The sequence below is a fragment of the Virgibacillus halotolerans genome (assembly GCF_016908515.1).
GTDB classification, from domain to species: domain Bacteria; phylum Bacillota; class Bacilli; order Bacillales; family Amphibacillaceae; genus Virgibacillus_M; species Virgibacillus_M halotolerans.
In genome coordinates, this window is the sequence record NZ_JAFBEA010000004.1 from 56,305 (window position 1) to 80,940 (window position 24,636).

The 24,636-nt window shown below is 39.7% G+C and carries 21 protein-coding genes; 2 read left to right on the forward strand and 19 right to left on the reverse strand.

Annotated elements, in window-relative coordinates:
• Window positions 1–4 precede the first annotated feature (4 nt).
• The 8 genes from JOC34_RS11430 to JOC34_RS11465 all read right to left on the reverse strand — a co-directional run bounded on the left by JOC34_RS11430 (window position 5) and on the right by JOC34_RS11465 (window position 9,427).
• Window positions 5–1,165, reverse strand: a complete 1,161-nt coding sequence (locus JOC34_RS11430) for an acyl-CoA dehydrogenase family protein (protein WP_205136899.1) — start codon at window positions 1,163–1,165, stop codon at window positions 5–7.
• Between the two features lie 23 nt (window positions 1,166–1,188).
• Complete coding sequence (locus tag JOC34_RS11435; RefSeq protein ID WP_205136900.1) at window positions 1,189–2,385, reverse strand: acyl-CoA dehydrogenase family protein; 1,197 nt, start codon at window positions 2,383–2,385, stop codon at window positions 1,189–1,191.
• 43 nt (window positions 2,386–2,428) lie between these two features.
• A complete protein-coding gene (locus JOC34_RS11440) occupies window positions 2,429–2,851 on the reverse strand; it encodes a Zn-ribbon domain-containing OB-fold protein (RefSeq protein WP_205136901.1) in 423 nt (140 codons plus the stop codon).
• Between the two features lie 11 nt (window positions 2,852–2,862).
• Entirely contained in the window at window positions 2,863–4,023 is a 1,161-nt protein-coding gene (locus JOC34_RS11445) for a thiolase C-terminal domain-containing protein (RefSeq protein ID WP_205136902.1), read from the reverse strand.
• Between the two features lie 34 nt (window positions 4,024–4,057).
• Window positions 4,058–4,489, reverse strand: coding sequence for a MaoC/PaaZ C-terminal domain-containing protein (locus tag JOC34_RS11450; RefSeq protein ID WP_205136903.1), 432 nt, complete (start codon window positions 4,487–4,489; stop codon window positions 4,058–4,060).
• A 13-nt stretch (window positions 4,490–4,502) separates the two neighbouring features.
• On the reverse strand, window positions 4,503–4,943 hold the full coding sequence (locus tag JOC34_RS11455) for a MaoC family dehydratase N-terminal domain-containing protein (protein WP_205136904.1): 441 nt from the start codon (window positions 4,941–4,943) through the stop codon (window positions 4,503–4,505).
• A gap of 4 nt (window positions 4,944–4,947) precedes the next feature.
• Entirely contained in the window at window positions 4,948–7,122 is a 2,175-nt protein-coding gene (locus tag JOC34_RS11460; protein WP_205136905.1) for an acetate--CoA ligase family protein, read from the reverse strand.
• Between the two features lie 283 nt (window positions 7,123–7,405).
• Window positions 7,406–9,427, reverse strand: coding sequence for a helix-turn-helix domain-containing protein (locus tag JOC34_RS11465; protein ID WP_205136906.1), 2,022 nt, complete (start codon window positions 9,425–9,427; stop codon window positions 7,406–7,408).
• Window positions 9,428–9,890: 463 nt separating this feature from the next.
• Between JOC34_RS11465 and JOC34_RS11470 the strand changes: the two genes are divergently transcribed.
• The gene (locus JOC34_RS11470; protein WP_205136907.1) at window positions 9,891–10,754 is read left to right on the forward strand and encodes a YitT family protein; all 864 of its coding nucleotides are present in this window, start codon (window positions 9,891–9,893) and stop codon (window positions 10,752–10,754) included.
• 142 nt (window positions 10,755–10,896) lie between these two features.
• Here JOC34_RS11470 and JOC34_RS11475 read toward each other — a convergent pair whose 3' ends face one another.
• From JOC34_RS11475 to pgsB, 5 genes are read right to left on the reverse strand one after another with little or no spacing between them, the layout of a single operon-like run.
• On the reverse strand, window positions 10,897–11,277 hold the full coding sequence (locus JOC34_RS11475; protein WP_205136908.1) for a hypothetical protein: 381 nt from the start codon (window positions 11,275–11,277) through the stop codon (window positions 10,897–10,899).
• Window positions 11,278–11,298: 21 nt separating this feature from the next.
• Window positions 11,299–12,963 carry a gamma-glutamyltransferase family protein gene (locus JOC34_RS11480; RefSeq protein WP_338062671.1) on the reverse strand — a complete coding sequence of 555 codons (1,665 nt, stop codon included), beginning with the start codon at window positions 12,961–12,963 and terminating at the stop codon, window positions 11,299–11,301.
• Window positions 12,953–14,116 carry a CapA family protein gene (locus JOC34_RS11485; protein WP_205136909.1) on the reverse strand — a complete coding sequence of 388 codons (1,164 nt, stop codon included), beginning with the start codon at window positions 14,114–14,116 and terminating at the stop codon, window positions 12,953–12,955. Before JOC34_RS11485 ends, JOC34_RS11480 begins: the two co-directional genes overlap by 11 nt.
• Before the next feature lie 11 nt (window positions 14,117–14,127).
• Window positions 14,128–14,577 carry a poly-gamma-glutamate biosynthesis protein PgsC gene (gene pgsC / locus JOC34_RS11490; protein WP_205136910.1) on the reverse strand — a complete coding sequence of 150 codons (450 nt, stop codon included), beginning with the start codon at window positions 14,575–14,577 and terminating at the stop codon, window positions 14,128–14,130.
• A gap of 12 nt (window positions 14,578–14,589) precedes the next feature.
• Window positions 14,590–15,747, reverse strand: coding sequence for a poly-gamma-glutamate synthase PgsB (gene pgsB, locus JOC34_RS11495; protein ID WP_205136911.1), 1,158 nt, complete (start codon window positions 15,745–15,747; stop codon window positions 14,590–14,592).
• 575 nt (window positions 15,748–16,322) lie between these two features.
• Between pgsB and JOC34_RS11500 the strand changes: the two genes are divergently transcribed.
• On the forward strand, window positions 16,323–17,237 hold the full coding sequence (locus tag JOC34_RS11500; RefSeq protein WP_205136912.1) for a DMT family transporter: 915 nt from the start codon (window positions 16,323–16,325) through the stop codon (window positions 17,235–17,237).
• A 50-nt stretch (window positions 17,238–17,287) separates the two neighbouring features.
• Here the strand turns inward: JOC34_RS11500 and JOC34_RS11505 are convergent, their stop codons facing one another.
• From JOC34_RS11505 to JOC34_RS11530, 6 genes are all read right to left on the reverse strand, one after another.
• Complete coding sequence (locus JOC34_RS11505; RefSeq protein ID WP_205136913.1) at window positions 17,288–18,286, reverse strand: Gfo/Idh/MocA family protein; 999 nt, start codon at window positions 18,284–18,286, stop codon at window positions 17,288–17,290.
• A 40-nt stretch (window positions 18,287–18,326) separates the two neighbouring features.
• Window positions 18,327–18,956 carry an SGNH/GDSL hydrolase family protein gene (locus JOC34_RS11510; protein WP_205136914.1) on the reverse strand — a complete coding sequence of 210 codons (630 nt, stop codon included), beginning with the start codon at window positions 18,954–18,956 and terminating at the stop codon, window positions 18,327–18,329.
• Between the two features lie 569 nt (window positions 18,957–19,525).
• Window positions 19,526–21,121, reverse strand: a complete 1,596-nt coding sequence (locus JOC34_RS11515) for a solute:sodium symporter family transporter (RefSeq protein WP_205136915.1) — start codon at window positions 21,119–21,121, stop codon at window positions 19,526–19,528.
• 603 nt (window positions 21,122–21,724) lie between these two features.
• A complete protein-coding gene (locus JOC34_RS11520) occupies window positions 21,725–22,480 on the reverse strand; it encodes a sugar phosphate isomerase/epimerase family protein (protein WP_205136916.1) in 756 nt (251 codons plus the stop codon).
• A gap of 64 nt (window positions 22,481–22,544) precedes the next feature.
• Window positions 22,545–23,606 carry a Gfo/Idh/MocA family protein gene (locus tag JOC34_RS11525; protein ID WP_205137115.1) on the reverse strand — a complete coding sequence of 354 codons (1,062 nt, stop codon included), beginning with the start codon at window positions 23,604–23,606 and terminating at the stop codon, window positions 22,545–22,547.
• Window positions 23,607–23,609: 3 nt separating this feature from the next.
• Window positions 23,610–24,620: a Gfo/Idh/MocA family protein gene (locus JOC34_RS11530; protein ID WP_205136917.1), complete on the reverse strand. Its 1,011-nt coding sequence runs from the start codon at window positions 24,618–24,620 to the stop codon at window positions 23,610–23,612.
• Window positions 24,621–24,636 lie beyond the last annotated feature (16 nt).

Sequence of the window (24,636 nt, forward strand, 5' to 3'; positions counted from 1 at the left end):
CTTTTTATTTAACAAAGATATATTCTTCACCAATCCAGTGAAGTGCTTTGGCGATTTGTTCATTATAGTACGTTACCGAGCCAAGATAATTTTCAAAATAGCGTGCGCGCTTGAGGTGCAAATGGCAATCCATTTCTTCCGTGAAGCCAACGCCACCATGGATTTGAATATTATGTGATGCAGCACGAATATAAGCATCCGTTGCAAATGATCGCGCGCTATATATGGAAGCTTCCCTGTCTTCCTCCTCATTTTCAAGTGACCAGCTTGCATAGTAACTTAAAGATCGAGACGTTTCCAGTTCCAGTTTCATATCAACAATCGTATGTTTTACAGCCTGAAAGCGCCCGATTGGCTGACCAAATTGCTCTCGAATTTTTGCATACTCAGTCGACATTTCAACTACTTTATCTATTCCGCCAACCATCATGGAGCTAAGTGCAGCATTAAGGTACAACAACCCTTCCTGTAAAATGGACCAGCCATGATGAATTGGCCCAAGAAGTTGCTGCTTTGAAATATTCACATGATCAAATGTTATTTCAGACAGGTGCTTGGTTTCATCTACACATTTTTGCATGCGAATTTCCATCTCTTCGGTTTGATCGACAAGAACTAATGAAACTCCCTCTCTTTCAGATGAATCATATGTCCGTACAACCAAGAGATATGTATCAGCTAAATCTCCGTGTGGTACAAGCTCCTTCACTCCATTTATAACAAATGAATCACCTTCTTGATTTGCTGAACATGCAATTTCATTAGGATTGTACCCTTTTTTCGGCTCTAACCAGGCAAGTGTAAAACTTCTTTCACCTGACGCTATTTCTGGTAAATACTTTTCTTTTTGTTTCTTTGTGCCGTATTTCTCAAGCAATGGTACAACGAAAGCCATGGTTTCCAAATAAACACCCGGCAATAGTGATCGTCCAATTTCCTCAAAAAAGGGCACTAAGTCTACTGGTCCAAGCCCAAGACCTCCATATTCTTCAGAAATATTAATAGCTGTTGCTCCAAGTTCTGCGAGGCCTGTTCTTGTTTTATCCAGACCCTTTGAATTGCCTTTAATAAATTCACGGGCAATTTTGGTCTGGCCGAATTCATCCAAATACTTACGCAAATATCCACGAAACATTTCCTGTTCTTCATTTAAAGCAAAATCCATTTATCCTGCACCTCCATTTTCAGTTAACGTCCCATATCTTTCGGTAAGCCTAATACACGCTCGCCTATCGTATTTCGTTGCACTTCGCTAGTACCGCCGCCAATTGTCTGGCCAAATGATGCTAGGAAATTATCTTGCCAAACGGTATTAGCTGATGCATCTTCCTTCCACAGAACGCCTCTGTGGCCTTGTATGGATACCATAAAGCCAGCCATTTCTTTGGTAAGTTCGCTGACCAATAATTTATCAATAGAGCTTTCCGGACCTGGCTGCCCCTTTTTTAGTGTTGTAGTCAGATTTCGGTAGTAATTTAAAAGTGATCCCCGGAACCGAGTGTAAAAATTAGCCATTTTTTGTTTTACAAATGGATCTTCAATTAAAGGTATACCATTCACTTTATATTCTTTTGTCAGGGCAACCATATCGGTGAAACGTTTCTCAAGTGTGAACAATTCAGCGCCTATCCCCGTTCGTTCATGCAGCATTAATGCAATCATTACCCTCCAGCCTTTGTCGACCTCACCAATAACATCAGAATCATATGCAATGGCATCGGTTAGATACACTTCATTAAATTCCTGCCGGCCATCCATTTGCGTAATAGGTCTTGTTTCAACGCCAGCCTGATGCATATCAAGCAGAAACGCTGTAATCCCACGATGCTTTTTCTCCTGATTATTACTGGTGCGAGCAAGTAAAAAACATTTATCAGCTAAATGACCATAACTAGTCCATACTTTCTGCCCGTTAATAATCCAGTGATCCCCGTCCTTAATTGCACTTGTTTTAATAGCTGACAAATCGGACCCTGCGTTAGGTTCCGAATAGCCTTGACACCATACTTCTTCACCTGTAACTATTTTTTTTATATATTTTTCTTTTTGTTCTTCTGTTCCGGACTGTATCAGTGTCGGACCAACCATATGAATACCAATATAATTTACTAATGGTGGTGCTTCCACTCGAACCATTTCCTGATGATAGATGATCTCTTCCATTAAAGTAGCATTTCGTCCGCCATATTCTTTAGGCCACGCAACTGCTGCCCATCCACCTTCATAAAGCGTTTTCTGCCAGTCTCGTAAAAATGTTGAATACGCCTCTTTATCATTAGGTAAGTCCTTGTTGCCCTCAAGCCATCCCGCTGGAAGATTTTCCTCCAGCCATGATCGTAATTCATGGCGAAATTCTTCTTCTTGTTTTGAAATAGAAAAATCCATTTATACCCGTCCCCCTCTTGTCCGATTGATCATATTTTCCATTTCAGACTACTACTGGAATCCATTGAGGAAGCGCCCTATCTTCCGTTATATCCTGCCATGTCATCTGTACGGACATGCCAATGTAAACATTGTCAGCCTTACAATCTATCACATTGCACATAATCTTTACTTCCGGTACCTTCTCTAATTCAGCTTGAGCAATAATCAATGGTAAGTCATCCTGAAATCCGGGTAAAAATGGTCGATAGGTTATAACATAAGAATAAATAGTTGCCCTAACGTCCTTTCCTAATGCTTCCCAGCTAAGGTTTTGCCCTCCACAATGCACACAACTCGGTCCGGGTGGATGTGCATAATGCCCACAATCATTACATTTTTGTAAAGATAGCTCATGCTGATCTGCCATATCCCAATAATGTTTATTGTCTTCCGTTTTAAGTGGAATTGGTTTTTGATATTCCATTGTTAACCCTCCTATTTTCTAAGAATCATAGCTCCAGCAATGTCTGGTCCGCTCCAACCAGTACATATACCAATCTCACAATCCTCAACCTGCCGATCAGTTTCTTTATATTGATGGCGTAATTGACGGACAATCTCCAATACATTATTCATTCCATGTGTATACCCTTCAGATAACATGCCTCCTGCCGTATTAGTTGGCAGGCTTCCTCCCATACGCAAATTACCTTCAGCAGCAAAATCCCCAACTTCCCCACGTGGTGCAAGTCCGTATGCTTCCAGTTGACGCAATACTACCCAGCTAAAACAATCATAAATGGAAGCAACTTGAATATCCTCTGGTTTCACACCAGCTGACTTATATAATTCTTCTCCCACATAATCAGAAGCAACTTTTGTCAAATCCGCCCAATAATGAGCATTCGGATGACATTGTCTTGGGGTGATGCCCATAATATAAACCGGCTTTGATTTACAAGCCTTCGCTCTTTCTGCTGAAGTAACGACAATGGCATTCGCTTCATCCAGTTCCACACAGGAATCATGAATATTAAATGGATAACTAATATCTGGTGTTTCCAAATACTTCTCCATTGTAAGTGGTTTACCATGTAAAAATGCTTTTGGATTTCGCTGTGCATGTTCATAAAAGCTTAGACAAACATGCCCAAGATGCTCTTTTGTAATCCCGGTTTCATGCATATGACGGGTTGCAAACATCCCAAACCACTGAGAGGGACTTGCAGATCCATATGGAATGATATAGCTTCCTCCAGGCAAAGCTGATTGCAGCATATCCGGATTGTATCCTCTCCCCACACGTTGCCCCGAACTCCCATTCATGGAACGGAAAATTAAAACGGTATTTAACATGCCTGCCTCAATTAGACTAATAGCGTCGCCTATTAACATTTCGGTACTACTTCCGCCCCCCTGTATATCCTTTACGTATTTCGGACGCACACCCAAATATGTTGCTAGATCGTGTGATGTACAAGAGTCATTTTCGTTATAATTCATAAATCCATCAATATCTTGTGCATTCAAACCAGCATCATGAAGCGCAGATCTTGCAGCATCTAATGCCATATGTAGCGGGGTAGTGCCTGAATTTCTCGAACGTTCACTTTCCCCTACACCCACAATTGCATAACGATCAGTTATTTTTCCCATTCGTAAATACCTCCTTTATATCCTGCTTCGAACTCTAAAAAACTCGTAATGTAGCTTTTCCTGTGCCAACAACTTTTCCTGATGCCTTTTCTGCTTGCAGATCTAATGCAATATAGTGGTCACCGGCTTTTTCAAATACCTTTGACACAACAGACGAACAAGTTATGTGATCGCCAGGTTTGGTAACGCTTCCAAAACGCATTTGAAAATGAGAAAGTTCCGCACTGTTTCCAGCGAGTTCCATAACATACTCACCCAGGAATCCCATAACCAGCATTCCGTGTGCAATGACACCATCCATTCCCATTTTTTGTGCGAATGCATCATCTGTATGCAATGGATTGAAATCCCCTGATGCTCCTGCATATTTGACTAATTGCACCTTTGTAACAGGAGGTTTTGTTAAGGACTCAAGTTGTTGCCCTTCCTGTAAGGATGCAAATTTCACTGAAGTATTTAATGCCATCGAAGCCCCTCCTTCATTTAGTAGTTAATTTTCGATAAATAATATTCATGCGGCTAATAGCCACCATTTGACCTTCTTGATCTTTCATTTCGGTATCCAATACTAGGAATTGCATACTGCCGCTTTTCCCTTCGCGTTCATATAGATCATTGACCTTCATTTGACAGTATAGGCAATCCCCCGGTCGAATTGGTTGATAATAGATAAATTCCTGTTCTCCATGCAGCATACGCCGAGTGTCTAGGTCAAGTGGAAGATCTCCACCTGCAGCTGCAATGGGGAAGGTTGGCGGTGCAATCATTCCACCATATGGCGTCTCTGAAGCATATTTTTCATTTGCATATAATGGGTTGTTATCTCCAATTGCCTCAGCAAACCGGCGTATATGCCCCTTTTCAACTTCAAAAGTGAATTTTTCTCCCGATAATCCGATAATGCTTTTATCCAAATCCATTTCATTACCTCCCAACCACGGTTGTATTATTTTTTTCTTCGTGAACAACAAGCATTGCATCTGCTGCAATAATTCCTTTTTCATAAACAATTAGCGGGTTGATGTCCAGTTCTTTTATCTCATCCCCATAATTAGAAACAAGGGCTGAAACTTTTAATAAAACATCGACAATTGCATCAATATCAACAGGTGACTTTCCACGGGCTCCTTTTAGAATTAACGAGCTCTTAAGTTCATCAATCATCTCGATAGCATCATTTCTTGTTATAGGTGCAACCCGGAACGAAATATCTTTAAATACTTCTACAAAGATCCCGCCTAAACCCAGCATAATCACAGGTCCAAAAGCCGTGTCATTGGTAACCCCTACTATTATTTCGACACCCTCTGGAAGCATTTCCTGAACGGATACACCATTGATTCTCGCATTCGGATTGTAATTAACTGCATGTTGGTTTATTTCTTTAAATGCATCTATTACTTCCTTATCATTTCTTAGGTTCAGTTTAATAGCGTTCGCTTCAGATTTATGCGGTATATCAGGTGAGTCTACTTTTAAGACAACCGGATAACCAATATGACTTGCATGTTGAATCGCTTCATTTACTGACTTTGCTACAGCTTTTTTCGTTGTTGGAATACCATATGAATCTAAAATGTTACTTGCCTGTGATTCACTTAACGTTACTCCAGGTGGTAGTAAGTCCTTCAAGTTTTCTTTATTGTTGTTCTGTTCTATTGTTTGATTAACTTCAAGCTTTGTTTTATAATATTTTTCGCTATAGTTAACTAACTTAGCTAAAGCCCTAACAGGATTTAAATTTCCTGGAACAAATGGTATACCGTTTTTCGCAAGTACAGGTGCAGCTTTTGGAACCGACATTCCTTCCAATGGGAATGTTGTGACTAAAACAAATTTATCAGTACTTTTGCATAGTTTAATAAACTCCTCTAATAATGGATTATTTTCATCCCATTCCATTGGAAATTCAGAGAAGACAATAATATCCGTATCAGAGTCATTTATTAGTGCTTTCATTGGTGCAATAAACAGCTCAGGATTGGTAATTGCTGCTGCTGCTGTCAAATCAACAGGATTTGAAGCGCTTGCAAAATCTGGAATGCTTTTTTGTATTTCCAACTTTGTTTTTTCGTTTAGAGCGTGAATGTTAAGCCCATAAGATTCGCACCGATCAGCTTCATTAATCCCTCTTCCACCGGAACTGGTAATAATGACAGTATTTCTCCCTGTTGGCAGCTTTTTGGACAGAAACAGCTTAGAAAATGAAATAATATCTTCATAATCATCTGCGCGAATAATGCCTGTTTGTTTGAAAAAACCATCATAAATCTTATCTGATCCCGCCAATGAACCTGTATGTGAAGCCGCTGCTCTGCTACCTGCTGAACTTCTTCCCGACTTCATAATAATAATTGGTTTATTTTTATGAAGTGCTTGTTGTGCGAGCTTGCGTAACTTTTTAGGATTTTTTTCCCCCTCTAAATAGCCGGAAATCACACTTGTATCCGGATCATAAATCATGTATTCAATTACATCGGAAAATTCCGTGTTGACTTCGTTTCCAACACTGATAAAGTAGTTAAAAGTTAGTCCATGTTGAGCTGCTGCAATGTATGTTAGTACACCAAACGCACCACTTTGTGTAATAAATCCAACTTCCTTTTGATCATTAAAGGGAATATTTGTAAGGCCCGGTGAAAATGTACCCATTAACCCGTTGGTCGTATTTACCAAGCCAACACAATTTGGTCCAATAATACGAACGCCATTTTCCTTGGCTATATCATTCATAAGCTGCTGTTCCTTTAATCCTTCTTTTCCAGCCTCGGAAAATCCTGAAGCAAAGATCACTGCAGTTTTTACTTTACTTTTACCACAATCCTCCAAACAGGACTTTACCTTATCAGCACTTACGCAAAAGAACGCCAAGTCTACATGTTTAGGTACATCTGACAAAGATGGATAACACATGAGACCCTCAATCATTTCGGATTTTGGATTAATTGGATAAATGTCTCCTTTGTACCCGCTATCCAATAAGGCTTTAACCTGCAGGTAACCTATTTTATTTTTATTTTCGGAAGCACCAAGGACTGCAACAACCTTGGGATTAAATAAAGGTTCAAGCGTTAAATAAGAAGTTTGCTCATTAACCATTTTCAGTCACCTCATTTTTTATAACTACTATTGATTACTTAGTTGTAATTATAAATGAAGTTATTTTTATTTCACTAAAGTCATTTTTACTCAAAATAATTTAATTATTAGGAGAGTAACTTTTTTACTATGCAACTGAAACGTTGGTAATACAATAATCAGTAATACTAAAAACTTTTTAACATACAAAACTAACCCGACTTTCATACATCATGACACCGACAAGAAAACTGAATAGTATCATTCAGCATAATAAAATAACCTCATGCTAAATTGCATGGGGTTATGAATAAATTCTCATCCAATCCTCTATTCGGGACTTTATGTTAGTTGAGGGATTCTTCATTCCTCTTTCAATATTACTTAAGTATGATACAGATATTTCTATTTCATCTGCTACTTGTATTAATGTGAGATCAAGTTTTTTACGAAGCTCCTTTATCTGTTTACCAAGGTCTCTTCTACCTTTTTGATTGTCTATTTTTTGATGACTGGTTTGGACCTTTCGTTTTTTTCCAATTGGGCGATATTGTTCCTTGATTAATTCAGGTGGATCAATAATAATAGTAGCGTTCTCCCAGATGCGTGACCAGCCGTTGTTCATCGCTATATCTTCATTCCATTTTTCATACTGCCATGAAGCTATTACACCATCTTCAAGTAATATATCAAAAGCCTTTTCCAACCTTTCTCTCGTACGAGAAGGTGTACGCCCATTCATTTCTAAACCTATTGCATCTAGCAGGGTGCTTATTTTATGAGGTTGTAAATAGTCCCCACCTCTTGCCTGAGTCCTCCATCTCCAGCTTAAATATCTCGTAAGTTTTTTTTCCCATACTTCGTGATATGGATTATATTGTAATGCTTGTATAGGAAGAAAGGCTACTTGTCTTCCCGATCCACGCAAAAAGTTAGCAAATACCTCACCAACCATATAAAAAATTTTTTTCTCTGTTAAATGTCTTTCAATATGATAATCATTGTGGTTAAGATCCTTAAATATAAATGCCCTTCCTTGTAATGCCTTTTGAACTGGTCTTCCCTTTTCATAAACTATTATTTTCTCCAAATTAATCCACAAGCTCTGTATTTTAGAAAGCGCTTGCAAAATTTGCATGCGTTGTTTTACTTCATAACCGCCTCTCCGTCCACCCCCACCAAGTTTTGCTTTCAATCCACGCATGGATAATAAGTCATTAAGGTGAATTTCTACAATATCTTCATGGTGTTTGGCTTTGGATAAATAATAACTACATAATGAGTCAAAAACATCGACATCCAGTTCAGATAGGTCTTTTGCTTGTGACCATAGGTGCTGAATAGTTGTTGAATCTTCACTCGTTTTAATAGGTTTTAATTGTACCGTTCCTTTGATTGACCCTTTGTCTAAAATGGCGGTCGGCCATCGTGTATCATTATAATATTGAAATTTATTATTAGAAATCGATTCTCTAACCGACTGATATACAGCATTACTCATCACTAGTAAATTACCTTGATTGAGCAGCGTCACTGTGATATCCTTTCTGGTTTTGATTATTGCGCTCTCCCTAAGATTAAGTGATTCTGTTATCTTGGACATCGGCCATTTTTCAATATCCATTTCAGTAAAAATTTTTGTAATCCAATCATTCACATAACTATTTACAATGTTTTTAAAATCAATTGCAAACTGCGAATTGTTAGATAAATTATTAGTGATATTTTCATGGAATGAGTCATTTATTTGACTTTCACCCATCTTTTCTAATTTGCTTAAACCAATATTTTTTTCCATATCCTTTAATATTCTGCCCATAAGATACGTCTTAAACCAGTTACAAAAATCGTCCCAAACTTTATAATCCGCTAAAAAGCTGTCATTTTTTAAAATACAATCATACTTTTCAATTAATTTTTCTATAAAGTCATTTTCCTTTAGTTTGGGATGTTCATGTATGGAAGTTGTCGAGTAATCCTGATACTTATTAAGTAAATAGGCTACAATTACTTTTACTATTCGTATAATAAGTTCATTTCTAGCGTTAAGCCTTAATTTAAAAAATAGTTCTTTATTCTCCTGGTATGATTGTTGCCAAATAATAAATGTGTCTGATTTAATAGCACCTTGGAAAATTGGTATATTCGTATTTCCCTTAATCTTATTTTTATTAAGTACTTTGGATAAATTTTGGTCTTGATGTTTTCCTTCTTCATCATAAATAACCAATACTTGAAAGTCATTGATTTTTCGGGACCAATTATTAATTGAGGGGCTATTATTGGAAAGAATATCATCAGTTTCAACAGTATTATTATTTTTCAATATGGATACCTCCGAATATTCTAATTTAAATTATTTTATCATCCTTTATCTACACTACAGATTAAAAGAAATGCATTACGAAAGGCTTAGTTAGTAACTGCTATCGATTACATAGGTTTCCATCAGGTCAAATGATATACCATTTAATTCAAAATAAAATTTCAAACTATTTCATTTATTAAAATAGTACCATATTTCATACAGGTATAACAATGTTAAATAGGAGTTTTCAGAGCTGACGCATAAAAATATTAAAAATCTAATGATTAAATTTTGGTATCCACTTTCTTGACATAGGACCACTACTGCCCGATTCAGGAACGCGCAAGTCCATTTTTGCACGGCTCCGACTCTACCACGAAGCTGACATGTAAATAGGTTGATATATTCTTTCTATTAGCGCTATGGCGCCATTTCCATTATAATATTAATATTAATCCATTTTAAGCGGGTGATTTATCATATGAAAAAACAGCATAGGCCGGAAAGCAAGGCCCATTTGATCCGTCGATATATTTTACTCATGATCGGTGCGACCCTTGCGGCTGTTGCGATTGAATTCTTCTTAGTGCAAAATTCCATCATTGATGGTGGCATCATCGGCATTTCGTTATTGTTAAATCAAATAACGGGAATTAACTTCGGTATACTCGTATTTATTATTAATCTTCCTTTTCTCTACTTTGGTTACAAACATATCGGTAAGAATTTCTTTATCTCTTCTCTTTTTAGTATCATTTTGCTCGCTATCATCGAACCTAATTTGCAACCCTTCAGCCCTGTTACGTCAGAACCACTTCTTGCGACTGTATTCGGGGGAATTTTGCTTGGCGCTGGGGTTGGCATTGTTATCCGTAGTGGTGGGGCACTCGATGGTACAGAAATTTTAAGTATATTATTATCGAAAAAAGTTCCTTTCTCCGTTGGCGAGACAGTCATGTTTTTTAACTTTTTCATCTTTGGTTGGGCAGGATTTGTGCTTGGTTGGGAGCAGGCGATGTATTCCATTTTGACTTATTATATCGCGTCCAAAACAATTGATGCCGTTACCCAAGGACTTAATGATACAAAAGCGGCAATTATTGTTTCCGATGAATATGAAGAAATGGCTGAGGCAATCAATAATCGTTTAGGCAGAACGGTAACCAAACTATATGGAAAAGGCGGCTACCTCAATAATGATAAAGAGGTTATCTATGTAGTGATTATTCGTCTGGAAATTTCCAAGCTGAAAGAAATTGTTCACGAAATAGATCCAGGCGCCTTTACAACCATTATGGATGCCCAAGAAGCCCAAGGTGGAAAGTTTAAATCAGCGATACATTAGATGGTGGGACTTGAACTGGGCGCCCGACTAGTTGAACGTAGCATGACAGAACTTGAGTACCCATCCCATGCCCCCACAAAAAGAGACTTCCTGCAGCAGCAGGAAGTCTCTCCATCTATCAATCTTATATTTTTATACCCTACTACGATCCCAATCCATACATCGCATAGTAATCTTCGATGTTTTCCTTCCATTTTTCCAGGGGTATTTTGTTTACCGGTCCATTATCATCATATACGGTTACGGTTTCTCCGTCATCTGTAATCTTGTAGGTCATGTTCGGATCCACTTCATCTACTTCAATGTTTGAACTGGCCACACTGCTGTCAGGTTCGTCAGCACTGGCTGTATCTGTATCTGTATCTGTATCTCTATCAGACTTTGCTTCAGCTGCTTTTACATAGTTACGGATATCATATCGTTCATTATCTGTTAGATCGTCTATTTGTTTGAATTGTGTCATGAATGTCAGTGCGAGAACAAGTAGCAAAAATGGCCATGCAGCCGTTATAACTTTTTTCACTTTTTCTTCCTCCTGCATGTATTATTTATTTTCTTTGACCTGCGAAATACCGCTTCTGCGTTCGTCAGCTGCCCCATATATTGCATCGGCTTTTCTGTCAATCACAAGTGCCTGGATACCACCGTAAAATTCGGGATCTCTTTTTGGAAATATTTCATATCCGCGAGCCCTTAGGCCTGATTGCACATCTTTATCTAGTTCTGTTTCGGTAGTGATGTCATTACCTTCAATATAAAATCGTTTCGCTGCGATAGCATCTTCCAGGGGTTCATCGAATAATAGATGCCTGATCAATACTTCTGTCATCACCATTGGGATTCTTTTTCCGCCTGGTGAGCCGATGCCGATTGTTTTTTCGCCATTTGTCAAAATAGCTGGACTTGTAAAGCTTCTTGGCGTTTTTTCTGGTTCAATACTATTTAATGAGTCGTCTCTTGTACTGAAATTTTCCATTTGATTGTTCAGGAAAAACCCGCCAACATTGGCGCCAGATCCAAAGAAGTTTCCTAACGTATGTGTCGCTGACACCATTGTACCATCCTTATCAACAATGACAAAGTGTGTCGTATTATCATGGTCTTCTTCATCTGATATCGAATCGTTCACTTCGTAGTCTTCCGATAGCTTGTCAGGTGAGATTGTGTCAGCCATCTCTTTTGTATAATCGTCAGATGTCAATTCTTTTGTATCTGTTAAGTCGGGATGAGGAAATCTCGCATCACCAACATGTTTAATCCGATCATCATAGGTTCGTTTGGATATTTCACCGATCAGATGAATATAATCCTGCTTATTATCCTCGGTCGATGCGATATTTAATTGTTCCGCCATTTGCAGGGACTGAATGAGCGTCACACCTGCAAGTGGTGGTGGTGCGGCGTACACATCATAATGGGCAAACTCCCCATGTGCAGCTTTTCCCTTATTGGCGGTATAGCTGGTTAGATCTTCTTTTTCAAGTTTTGTTTCATGTTCTAAAATTTGTTTAGCGACCTTTCCAGAATAAAATCCATCTGGACCCTTATCTTGGATAGCCCGTAATGTTTCCGCTAATTTAGGCTGTTTCAATATGTCATTCACTTCTATTATTGAACCATCAGGAAAGAATTCCGACAATGCTTCGACATCCATCCGATGGGAACCTTTTTTTAGCCTGTCCACTAAGTGGGAATCTGCCTTGAACCCTTTTTCCGCATACTCAATCGCAGGCGCAATCAGATCTTTCATTTCCAATGAATCTGAACCTAAATCCTTTTTCAGGTCGTCCATTCCTTTCACAAGGCCGGGGATTGCAAATGATTCTGGCTTTGCACCAGATTTTGGTGCAACTTCCCGGTATTCATAGACAGTTGGCTCATCTGCCCCGTTCGGCAAAACCAACATCTCTCCGCCACCGCCGACGCCCGAACCATATGGCTCCACAACGCCAAGCACATAGGAGACAGCGATCGCAGCATCTGCCGCATTTCCACCTTTTTCCAATACATCCATTCCCGCTTTAACAGCTAATGGGTGGGAGGCACTGACCCCGTAGCCATCGACAGAATTGATCGTTTCCGACCCTTCAACACCATAATCCGTATCTGTAGATTCTTCTTTATCGAACATTCCTTGCTTCGCGTAAATAAATAACAATCCTGCAACGACAACAATCGACAAGATGGTAATCAGTTTTTTATTGCCCACGATCAGATCCCCTTTTCTTTAAAACATCGGAATGATCCACTTCCAGGATCAGTTTTCCATCTTCTTTTTTGAAATTTTCTTTTGGTTGATGTTTCGTTAATTGCTTATGAATTTTCATTTGGTAATATTTATTTTTCGTTACATATGGCTGTGCACCACGAATTCGAATCGGGGTGATTTCAAATCGGCCTGTCCCGTCTTTCATGAGATCATATTGGACGACAGCACTATCCTTCGTCCGTGTCCACCCCTGGTCAAAGATGAAATTGCCGAGTCCGTAAAAGATAATCCCATCCTTATATTTTTCCACTTCGGATAATACGTGTGAATGGTGCCCGATGATGGCATCTGCGCCGACATCGATCATGGCTTCCGCTAATTCTCTTTGCCTCGGGTGTGGCTGGTTGTCATATTCGACGCCCCAGTGCATATTAACAAACACAAGATCCGCTTTCTCATTTGCTTCCTCGATCATTGGGAAAATGTTATCTGGTGTTGCCCGTGCAACCCCGCCCCGATAACCGAGTGCTGAAAAGCCTTCAACAAGTGCGTCTGTAAATCCGAGGGTCGCAATCGTCAGACCATTGATTTCCTGGTAATCGACTGCAGATGCTTCCCCTACGTTTTTCCCTGCGCCGACATAATTTAAACCTGTATCCTTGACCGCTTTGATCGTGTCATTTAGCCCTTCTATCCCATAATCCATCATGTGATTATTAGCCAAATTGACTGTGGTGAAGTTCGCATCTTTTAATGCTTGAATCGCCTCGGTATCTGTATGCAGATGGATTATTTTATCTATTTCCTCATAATCCTTTTCCTCATTATTGAGGATTGGATTCTCAAAATTACCTGATGCATAATCCGCATTTTCAAAGAACGGTAGCACTTTCTCAAACAAATGGGCTGTCCCGTGCTTTTCCCTAACGTCTTCCACATTACGCCCAAACATCAGGTCACCAACAAAGGTTGCGGTAAATTGTGAATCCGCGTGTTTTTCCACCTTGGCAACGTCAGATGAAACGAACATTTCATGGCAGATAATGAACAGCACACAGAAGATGAGTCCGATTATCGCGTGCTTGCCGGCGGATTTCTTTTGCCTTTTACCCATCTGTAATAATTTTTCTTGGTACGTTAATTTTCTAGACATATGAACCCTTCCTATATGAGATAATAGACGCTAAGAATAACAAATGTGAGTCCACTTAACAGGAGCGTGCTTCCGATTGTAATAACTGCTCCCTGCTTTTGAATCGTATTCGCAATTAAGCCGGGGACGATAACCCCGATGCCCCTAAACTCAAAGATCTCAAATGGGAGCGTTGGATAGGTATAATCCAGGACGAGTTTCAATACAATCCCCACCGCGAGCATGGCAGCAAATTTTCTCCGTCCGTACAGCAGTGTAATCCGTGACAGGCCATACGTCACAATCACATAGGTTAATAGACTGATTCCGAAAATGACGGCGATAAATATCGGCTGGTCAAATATCAATGCCAGGTAGCCCGGCACAACCATCCCCGCCGGAACAATGCCCGTTCTTTCTGAAAAAAGTAAACTAAGTATGACGCCAAGCACGAGTGCAATATATAAATCTGAACCGAACATGCTATGATCCTCCTATTTCTGTAGTTTCTCGATTAACGGCTCCGCAGCACCGTGAACATTTCCAATTCCATATATGACATTATTAGACGTTATTTCGAATAACGTTTCGTAAATTTCATCTGTTGATTTCCCTTGCAAATCCAGCATTTGATTAACTTTCAACCTACCTGATTTCACCGCGTTCTTAATTGGATCAGCCTTTTCACCGATCAGTACAAGCGTATCTATCGGCAAATGTGGCAACACATCATCCGCAAATTGAATCGTCCGGTCCACACGGTCCTCCCGGCAATTCATCAAGATAATCGGATACTTCGTAGGATAGCCTAAAGACTCCACCCGTTTCCAAATATTAATTGTTGAAGCCGGATCATTCGCAGCGAATCCATTGACAAAATAACCAGTTGATTTTCCCTGTTTGATTTGCTTAATCCGCATTGCCCCCGGATCCGGATGCGCGTTCAGCATCCCGCGATATGCTGTTTCTTCATCTATACCAAGCGCTTCTGACACCGCCAAGGACAGCGAAGCATTTTCCGGGAATATCATATAATCAAACTTACGTAAATAGGACTCGGAAATTTTACTATTATCTGCAACGATCACTTTCGTATTTCTTTTCGTCGCTTCTTTTTTAAAATAATCCACATAAGGACCCTCAGAAATAATCAAGTGCCCATGATACGGAATCGTTGCTGTAAAAGCCTCTGCAACATTATCCAGTGTTGGCCCCATGACATCCATATGGTCTTCCAACACATTGACAATCACGCCAATGTTCGCTTGGACCAACTTTTCCTGAAACACAATTTGATAATCTGGATTTACCGCCATACACTCACTAACCAATGCTTCTGCACCCATCTCGGCAGCCCGCTTCATAACCATTTTCTGCTCATGAATATTCGGCCCTTCCGGACGACGTTTGATTGGCTCCTCCTCTGGGGTATCCCAGTAAATAAGCCGTGCTGAAGTTCCTGTTGTTTTCCCGATCGTTTTATACCCTGCCTCTTTAATGATTCCTGTAATTAAACGCGTCACCGTTGATTTCCCACGGATCCCGTTCACATTCACCCTGATCGGCAAGGCATTTACATGCTTTTTATGTGCATTCCATTCCACAATACCTGCAACCAGCGCAATAATCAGCACAATTGGAATTAATAACATAGCTATATCCTTCCTTTACCATTCATAAAGCAGTCTCTAAGTATGTAGGTCTTTTTCCCCAAAACCCATCAACCGCAGTGTTTAGACACACTTTGACAACACCTAACACATTTTAACATAAAAAAATTATGTTACGAATAAAAAATCATTTCTTATTTAAATCTTAATATATCAGATTATTCTTTCTTGCCAATATCTGAAAACTAGAATCATAAAGTGAAATGATAGATATTTTACCTTATCTATACTATTATATCAGCTTCTTGGATATTGTCGCCTTCCAAATAACGACAGTTGGGTAAACAAGTAATTTGCGATAAAAGAGGAAGCGATTCCAAGTGTGTAGCGAGTGGCTTTCAGTGAGGGGGGCGACTTTTGGCGATTGGTGCTCAACCTTCTGAGGGCGGGACTCACCTTTCGACAATCGGGATCGAGCTCATGCGACGACAGATCAACATTCCATCTTTGCTGCCCAACTTCCAGCGCAGCGCGCCCAGTTCACTTGTTATACGCACCTCCCCAAAATATGGTAAGCTTGCATGCATTACGTCATTTTTAGGTGGTGACCAAACAAATTGAGCTCTAGAAAGATATATATAATCATTGTTCTCATTATGTTGAGTTGGGGGATGAACGTTTCTGCGCTAAAAATTGTTGTTGAAAACTTCATGCCCATTACGATCACCTCATTAAGGATTTTCGTGGCCGCTTTAACTGCGTTTCTTATTCTGATATGCTCGCGCTTAGTGCGCCTTCCGAAAAACTCAGAGTGGGGTTATATTATCGGTGGTGCATTTTTAAGTGTGGTTTTTCATCATTACTTTTTGGCGGAGGGGCTTACGAAAACATCTGCCACAAATACGGGATTGATACTAGGGTTGGGGCCACTTTTAACAGTTGTATTCTCCATGATCTTTTTAAAAAGGAAACCTACATTTATCCAATTCATCGGTTTTATTTTCGGCACTTTAGGTGTGAGTGCGACTGTTTTAGTTGGAAGTGGTGGGCTACATTCTATTAATTTTGGGGATGTGAATATTTTATTCGCCATTATTTCACAAGCGCTCAGTTTCATTTTAATTAAACGGGCTTCGAAAACGATGGATCCACGGCTTCTAACGGGGTATATGTTGATCATCGGCTCCTTTTTACTATTTGCTGTTAGTTTATGGAAAGAACCGAATGGAATTGCTTCGCTTATTGGTGTTTCACCTTCTGCGTGGGTCGTATTTCTTTTCTCAGCCGTGATCGCTACTGGCGTTGGACACATGGCTTATAATTATGCCATCGGCCAGGTCGGACCAGCGGAAACATCTATTTTCCTTAATCTAAACACATTCTTCTCGTTAATTGGTGCAGCACTTTTCTTAAATGAATCCATTATTCCAGCACATTTTATCGGACTTATCCTGATTGTATCTGGCGTCATACTCGGTTCTGGAGGATTAGAAGCATGGTTAATTCAGAGGAAAAGGAAGAAACGATTGTAAAAAAGGAATTGGGAAATCCCAATTCCTCGCCTATCCATTATTCTAGGACATTAACCCAACTTCACCTGTTTACCGGTTTCGATCGATTCCATGCAAGCATCAATCACACGCATATTGGCAAGTGTGTTTTCATAATCGTTATGCAACGCGCGTTCCCCTTGCAAAATAGCCTGCGAAATATGCGCGACTTGATCCCGATATTGGTCTGTCGTTAGCGTTTCCGTTCGCGATACGCCCTCTGTTTCAACGATGACTAGACCATCGCCACCCATTCTGTCCGGTCGAAATGCCCTTGGGACAATGATTCTGCCCTTTATACCAGCAACTTCATACTCGTTCCGGTCTGCAAGCTGGAAACTTGAATCAAATGTTGCGCGCACACCGTTTGCAAATGTGAGGTAGCCGTATGCTGCCGTATCAACACCCAATGTATTTTTTACCGCCTCTGCCTTTACAGTTTCCGGCTCGGCCCCCAGTACATTTCGGATCACATGAATCGCGTAACTTCCAATATCATAAATGCTGCCGCCACCCGCTTGATATTTCACTCTCACGTTCGTTTCCGGATCCTTCATATAAAAGGAATGTGTTGCGCGCATATAAGAAACCTCGCCAATCTCACCTGATGCAATGATCTCCTTCACCCGCGCATGCTGTGGATGGAAATGATACATAAATCCTTCCATAAAAATCACCCCATGTTCCTCACAAGCTGCTTTCATTTCCTTGAATTCCTCCGCGCTCACCGCTGCCGGTTTTTCACATAAAATATGCTTACCTTTTTTCGCCGCTTCGATCGTCCATTTTTTATGTAAATGGTTTGGTAAAGGAATATATATCGCTTCTATCGACGGATCATCCAACAACTTTTCATAGCTATCATACGCTTTTTTTATGTTAAATTTATCTGCGATCATGATTGCCTTGTCCATGCCACTACTACTGGCAATTGCTAAGACCTCCGCATTCGCAGCGCGCTGAAAAGCCGGAATAAGTTCCTTTTGCGCAATACCAGCTGTACTTAAAATTCCCCAATTAACTTTCTTCATCTTAACCCCTCCGATTGTTTGTTAGAAAACCAATACTTTCTTAACTGCTAAAAAATTCATTTTTAATCTGCTCAGTTGCTTCCAACCAGGTCTTGGCCATTAGCATGTTTCCCGCAGCATTCATGTGGACGCCGTCTACCGTCAAATCATAGCCCCTGTTTGCTTCCAGGTATTTTAAAAATGCGAGATGGGTTGGTACGACAAGCGTATCATATTTTTCAGCCAATGCATTTACGATCTGCACGTACGGTTTCAGTTTTTCATTCCCAATGGACGTCGGGTTTTCAACAATAACGGTTGGCTCCATTAAAATGATCTTTGCGTTCGTATTGCTACTTACCTGCCGCAGTAAATCATCGTAAATCCGTTCAAATTCATCTGGTAATATTTGCTTCATAAGCCGGTATTTCAGCTGTCGCCACACATCATTAATCCCAATCGAAATGGAGACAATGTCTGGATTTAAATCAATCACATCTTTTTGCCATCTTGTTGCAAGGTCATTAATGCGATTGCCACTGATACCCTTGTTAAGGATCTCAAAATCACGCTTGGGATAGGTCGTTATAAAATAATCATGGATTAACCTTACATAGCCAGTACCAAGCAGCTCGGGGTCTGCAAATTTCCCCGATTCTGTAATACTGTCACCAATGAAAACCATCCGCATATAGACACCTCATTATAATTTTCAGTTATTATTTATCATAGCACGAATAATAGAATTAATGCGTAAAAGGAATGCCAATATAAAAAAATCCTACTGGTTCATCGGATTCGAATGTATTCGAAATAAACGTGGGGCAACCGTGGCTCGTATCGATATAATCTAAAATCTTTTCATTGACAGAATAAATGATTAAATTTACACTATATTTAGATATAAGATGCCGTATAGCATCAACTACACGGCACCAGCAACTAACTGCATATTAAGCAGGTGACCGACATTTTTGTGGTTTACCTAGAGAAGTAACCGCTAGCCTGGCTGAGGAGCGGTTACTTTTTTTACACTGATACTGAATATATTTATAGGTAACCAGTTTAAGTGCAACTAAAGACTCTGTCTTTGCCTTTCATGCCTGCCAATCACCGAGTTTTCTTTACCAGGCAAGCGACAATTGTCCCAGTTAAAGTCAAGTTAGCAATTTGGATTAATCCAAAAGATGCTAACAGGATTATTGATAGAATAATACTAATTTAGGAATGATTGTTCTGTTTTTAATTATATTCACTCACCTATTTTGCAAGTCCCAGTGGTGAAAAGAGCACATACATTGCCACCACACAAATTACAACAAAAGCGCCACCCCATTTTGCATATTTCCATGGAGTTAAATCAACTTTATGATTGCCCTCTTCAAAGACAAAGGCTTGATCCAACGGTTTTATTTTTCCAATAGTCCACATCAGGATCACATCTATGAAAAATAGGGCACTTAATATATATAAATAATGAGTATCAGGCAGCAACAGGGTCGCAAGGCCATAAGCAACAACATGGAAGACAAATGTCACCTTTGCCGCAAGCGCTGTGACATGTTTGGAATAAAAACCAAGCAAGATAATAGCAAGCAATGGCATACTGTATAATCCGTTAAACTGTTGAACCACATTATATAAACCACTCGGGGCAAAGGAAATAAACGGCGCGATGATGACCGAAATCAAACCAACCAATACCGTAACAAATTTCCCAGCCCTTGCCACTTGCCGGTCTGTTGCATTTTTTTTAAATACCGGTCTGTAAAAATCAAGTGTAAACAGTGTCGCTGTAGCATTCAGTGCACCAACAAATGAGCTAAGGATAGCGCCAAAGAATACCGCTCCAAAAACACCGTAAAGTCCTTCAGGTAATACCGCTGTAATCAGATTCGGGTATGCGTTATCTGGAGTTGACAAAGCATCGCCAAACATATTAAATGCAATAATCCCTGGAAAGACAAGGATCATCGCACTGATCACTTTAAAGAAACCAACGTATATCGCACCTTTTTGTCCTTCTTTCAGATTTTCCCCGGCGAGTGTCTTTTGAACGATTAATTGGTTTGTACACCAGTAAAATAAATTATTAAATAGCATTCCCATAAGCAATGTTGGCCACGGAACAATATCAGAATCCACAGCTCCAATGGAGTTTAATAATTCTGGTGTACTTGTTCGAACTGAATCAAGTCCATTCAACAAATTCCCGCTTCCAAGAATCATCAGACCGATAACGGGAACCGCCAGGCCACCAACGAGTAAACCTATTCCATAAAGCGTATCACTGAATGCACTTAAAGATAAACCGCCGATAAGTAAGTAAAATAAGCCAATAATTCCGATGATGCCTGCAATCAGCGCAATGGCTGTCAGAGAGTTGACACCGAGCATTTTATCCACCTGGAAAATTTTAATGAATACGAGTGAGCCGGAATACAACACTACAGGTAAAAATGAAATCATATAAGTAATTATAAATAATGATGAAACAATTCTCTTGGTGGCAGCATCATAACGAATTTCTATAAAATCAGATATGGTATCCACACCATATTTTAAATACTTCGGCAAGAAGACAAGCGCCAGCAGAACGATTGCAATAGCAGCGGTTACCTCCCAAGCCATTACCTGCATGCCGGCTTCATAACTTTGTCCGTTTTGTCCCACAATTTGTTCCGTGGATAAGTTGGCCATAATAATTGTTCCTGCGATGGTAAATCCCTTTAGGGTGCGTCCGCCAAGGAAATACCCCTCCGAAGTATTTGTATCTACAGAACGACTCCGCTTATAAGCATAAAACCATATCAAACCAATGATGACAATAAATGTTAGTATCGAAATGTAACCCAAAAATCCTTCCTCCCTTAATAATTACCACTTTACGTAATACCGTGCTTGTTTATCGTTATCTATGTGCAATGCTGAAAATTATAATTTTTTACTGTTTTGCAGAATATAACCAATAACATCAAGCAATAGAATAGAGCTAGCTAAAAGAAGATGACACCCTGAAAAGGTTTTTCTAAAGACCTTTTCTGTGCCCACTTTTAGCCAGCCCTTACAATATATTTATATACCACGTCCATTTAACGTTAAACATAGGTGGAGCTTTAAATTTAAGTGTGGAGGAAGAAGGCGTTCAAAAAAATGAGGTGATATAATGGATATGCCTTTTTGTCCTTATGCAATAAGAAAGTATTTATCCTCCTTAACTGCACAAAAAGCACAGGGGTAAGTCTATAAAACCTCCCTTGTGCTTTCTAATAAGAAGCAATCGCTTATTCTATTTCGATAACCCCTACTTCATTTCTGGTAACGTCACAAAGATATCCATTTGGCAGACCATAACAACTTTCTCTTATGTAATGAGCAATATAGTCATCCGATTTCACTAAAAAAATTATTCAAAAAGAGATGTCATCCAATCAAGGTGTAACATCTCTATCGCACCTTTTATAAAGTAAGCTTGTTTAAGTTACCGATATTGACCCTAGCGCTTTCCAAAGGATTACCATCAAAATCTTCTTGTTCTACTACAAACCAGTTGACATCATATGCATCTCCAACACGTAAGAGCGCCTTCATATCAAGTGTGCCTGTTCCTATTTCAATACTTCGCTTTTTGCCATTTTCTTCTTTCATATCTTTTATATGAAGCGATACGATTTGGTTACCATATTTTCTAATGATATCGGTCGGTTCATAACCAGCGTATGTTGCCCAATAACAATCTAGTTCTACCTTTACAAGCGCTGGATCGGTTTGTCCAAATAAAAGATCAAAGCCTGTCTCACCATCAAACGTCTCGAATTCAAAATGATGATTATGATAGGCAAACGTCATACCATTTTCTTTGCAGACTTGTCCGATTTCATTAAACTTCTGGGCGGTCCTCTTATAATCATCCCTCGTTTCCCGTGCCGCTTCAGGTAGTGAAGGACAAATCAGTAAACGGTTACCAAGTTCCTGATTGTATTCAACTGTTTCCTTCAGTTTATCGCCCGTTAGTGCATCAAGACCTGTATGACTTCCTGCTACATCGATTTGTTTATCATTCATTAGTCTTTTCAAACTTTTCGCAGGCGTGTCGAAGAATCCTGCAAATTGAACCCCTTGATAGCCTATATCTGCTACATGACTGACTGTTCCTAACAGATCTGCCTTTGCCGCGTCTCGAACCGAGTATAGTTGTAATCCAAAGTTCCCCATCATCATTCTCCTAACCAAATATAAGATTTTTTATCGCAGATGAACAGTCAGTAGTCTGATTCGTTCATCTAACTTGTGCTGGAGTAAGTTTGATTGCCTCTCCTTTTTCAGCAGATTCATACAAACCATTAATGATCTTTTGCAAAGATACCCCTTGATCTGCCGTACTAATCGGTTGTTCGCCGTTTAAACAACATGCAATAAAACGTTCCATCTGTAGTTCATAATTATCTTTTATCGGAAGATGGGATGGCGTTATATCTATTAATGTTTCATGCTTTTCCTGATACATTTTCAAAGGAAATACATCTGCTCCCCCATTTTCCCCCATCAATGAAACCGACATTTCATCATGTTTCTCTGTATTTGCAGCAAATGCTGATTCCAGTATAATGGATGCACCATTTGTAAAAGTAATCATTCCACGTGCCATGTCTTCAATCGTGAAGTTTTTCCAATCCCATTCTCCTGCAAGACCAACACCTTTTTGGTTACCCAATTTTTGATATGTCACACCGAAAACCGTATCTGGTTCTGGATATCCCATTAAGTACAATGCAGTGTCCAACATGTGTACACCGATATCAATAAGTGGGCCCCCACCTTGAAGTTCCTTGTTGGTAAACACACCCCAGCCAGGAATGCCGCGACGACGAATCGCGTGCACCCTTGCAGCATAAATTTCACCAAGTTCATCTGCATCAATAAATCGCTTTAATGCACCAACTTCCGGTGTATGACGAAAACTCAATCCATAGGTTAATATCTTTCCGTACTGTTTCGCTGTTTCAGCCATTTGCTCAGCTTCCGCTACCGTCATTGCTGGTGGCTTTTCACATATAACATGGCAGCCCGCCTGCAGTGCAGCGATCGTCGCATTGGCATGAAATTTATTCGGTGTACAAACACTTACAGCATCCAAGTTAATGGTATCCAACATTTCTTCATAGCTTGTAAAAATATGGTTAATATCAAATGCATTCGCCATCTTTTCCGCATTATCCTTTACGACATCAGCGATCGCGACAATTTTTACTTTGTTACTGTGTTTCAAATAGTTAGGTATGTGTACAGCTTCTGCAATACCACCCGCACCAATAATGCCAACACGCAAGACGTTTTCCATCATTCATTCCCCCGATAGTTCTTTTAAATCAATTCGACGCTTTTCTTTATGTGACAAAGCCGCGGCTTGATTAATACATGTCAATTGAATGACATCATCTTTTGTAATAGTTGGTTCAGATCCATCCCGCATCATTGCAGACCATTGTTCGATTGGCATCAGTAAGGAGTGCTGCAAATTTTCAGGGTTTATCCACTCGCCATCGGCAAATTGATTACTTTTCAAACGAATCTGTTCCTCTTCAATAAGCAGTGTTCCTTCTGTACCATAAAGTTCTAATTGAAAGGGACTTCCATTGGATAGAAAACTTGTCTCGATAACTCCTAGACCACCGGACTCATATTCCACAATTACTGCTGCATTATTGTCTACTCCCTGATCGTTTTCAGGTAATAAACGGGCATATAAGGCTTTCACTCGACCTGCGAGACGATTTGTTAAATAAATCGGATGTGCCCCAAGGTCTATTAATGAACCTCCACCACTTTGTTCCTTATCAAAGAATCGGTCCGGTAGCCAACCATGCGTTTGACCTTCACTGGCAACGGCGCCATTATGGGCCAATCGGCAGCGAATCATTGTCAAATCGCCAAGCCATCCCTTGTTTAACGCCTTTTGTGCATAAACATAATAATCTGCTGTCAGCCTTGGCAATGAAACCATTAGATGCACCTTATTTGCTTCAACAGCTGCATAGATTTCCTCACACGCTGCAACGGTAAATGACAATACCTTTTCCGTAAATATATGCTTTTTATGATTAGCAGCCGCAATGATAATTTCCTTATGCAGGTTCGTTGGTGTATTTACAACAACAGCGTCAATTGTCGGATTGGTTAAAACCGCTTGTAAATCTTGTTCAAATGGGACGCCTAGTTCATCTGCCCATTTTTTGCCACGTTCTACATGTTCATCCCAGACAAGTTGAACGGACAGATGTTCATTTTCCTTAATTTCTCTTGCATAATCGTCTGCGTGTACATGCCATCTGCTTAATAGTGCAATATTTATCATTATTTCCTCTCCTCTT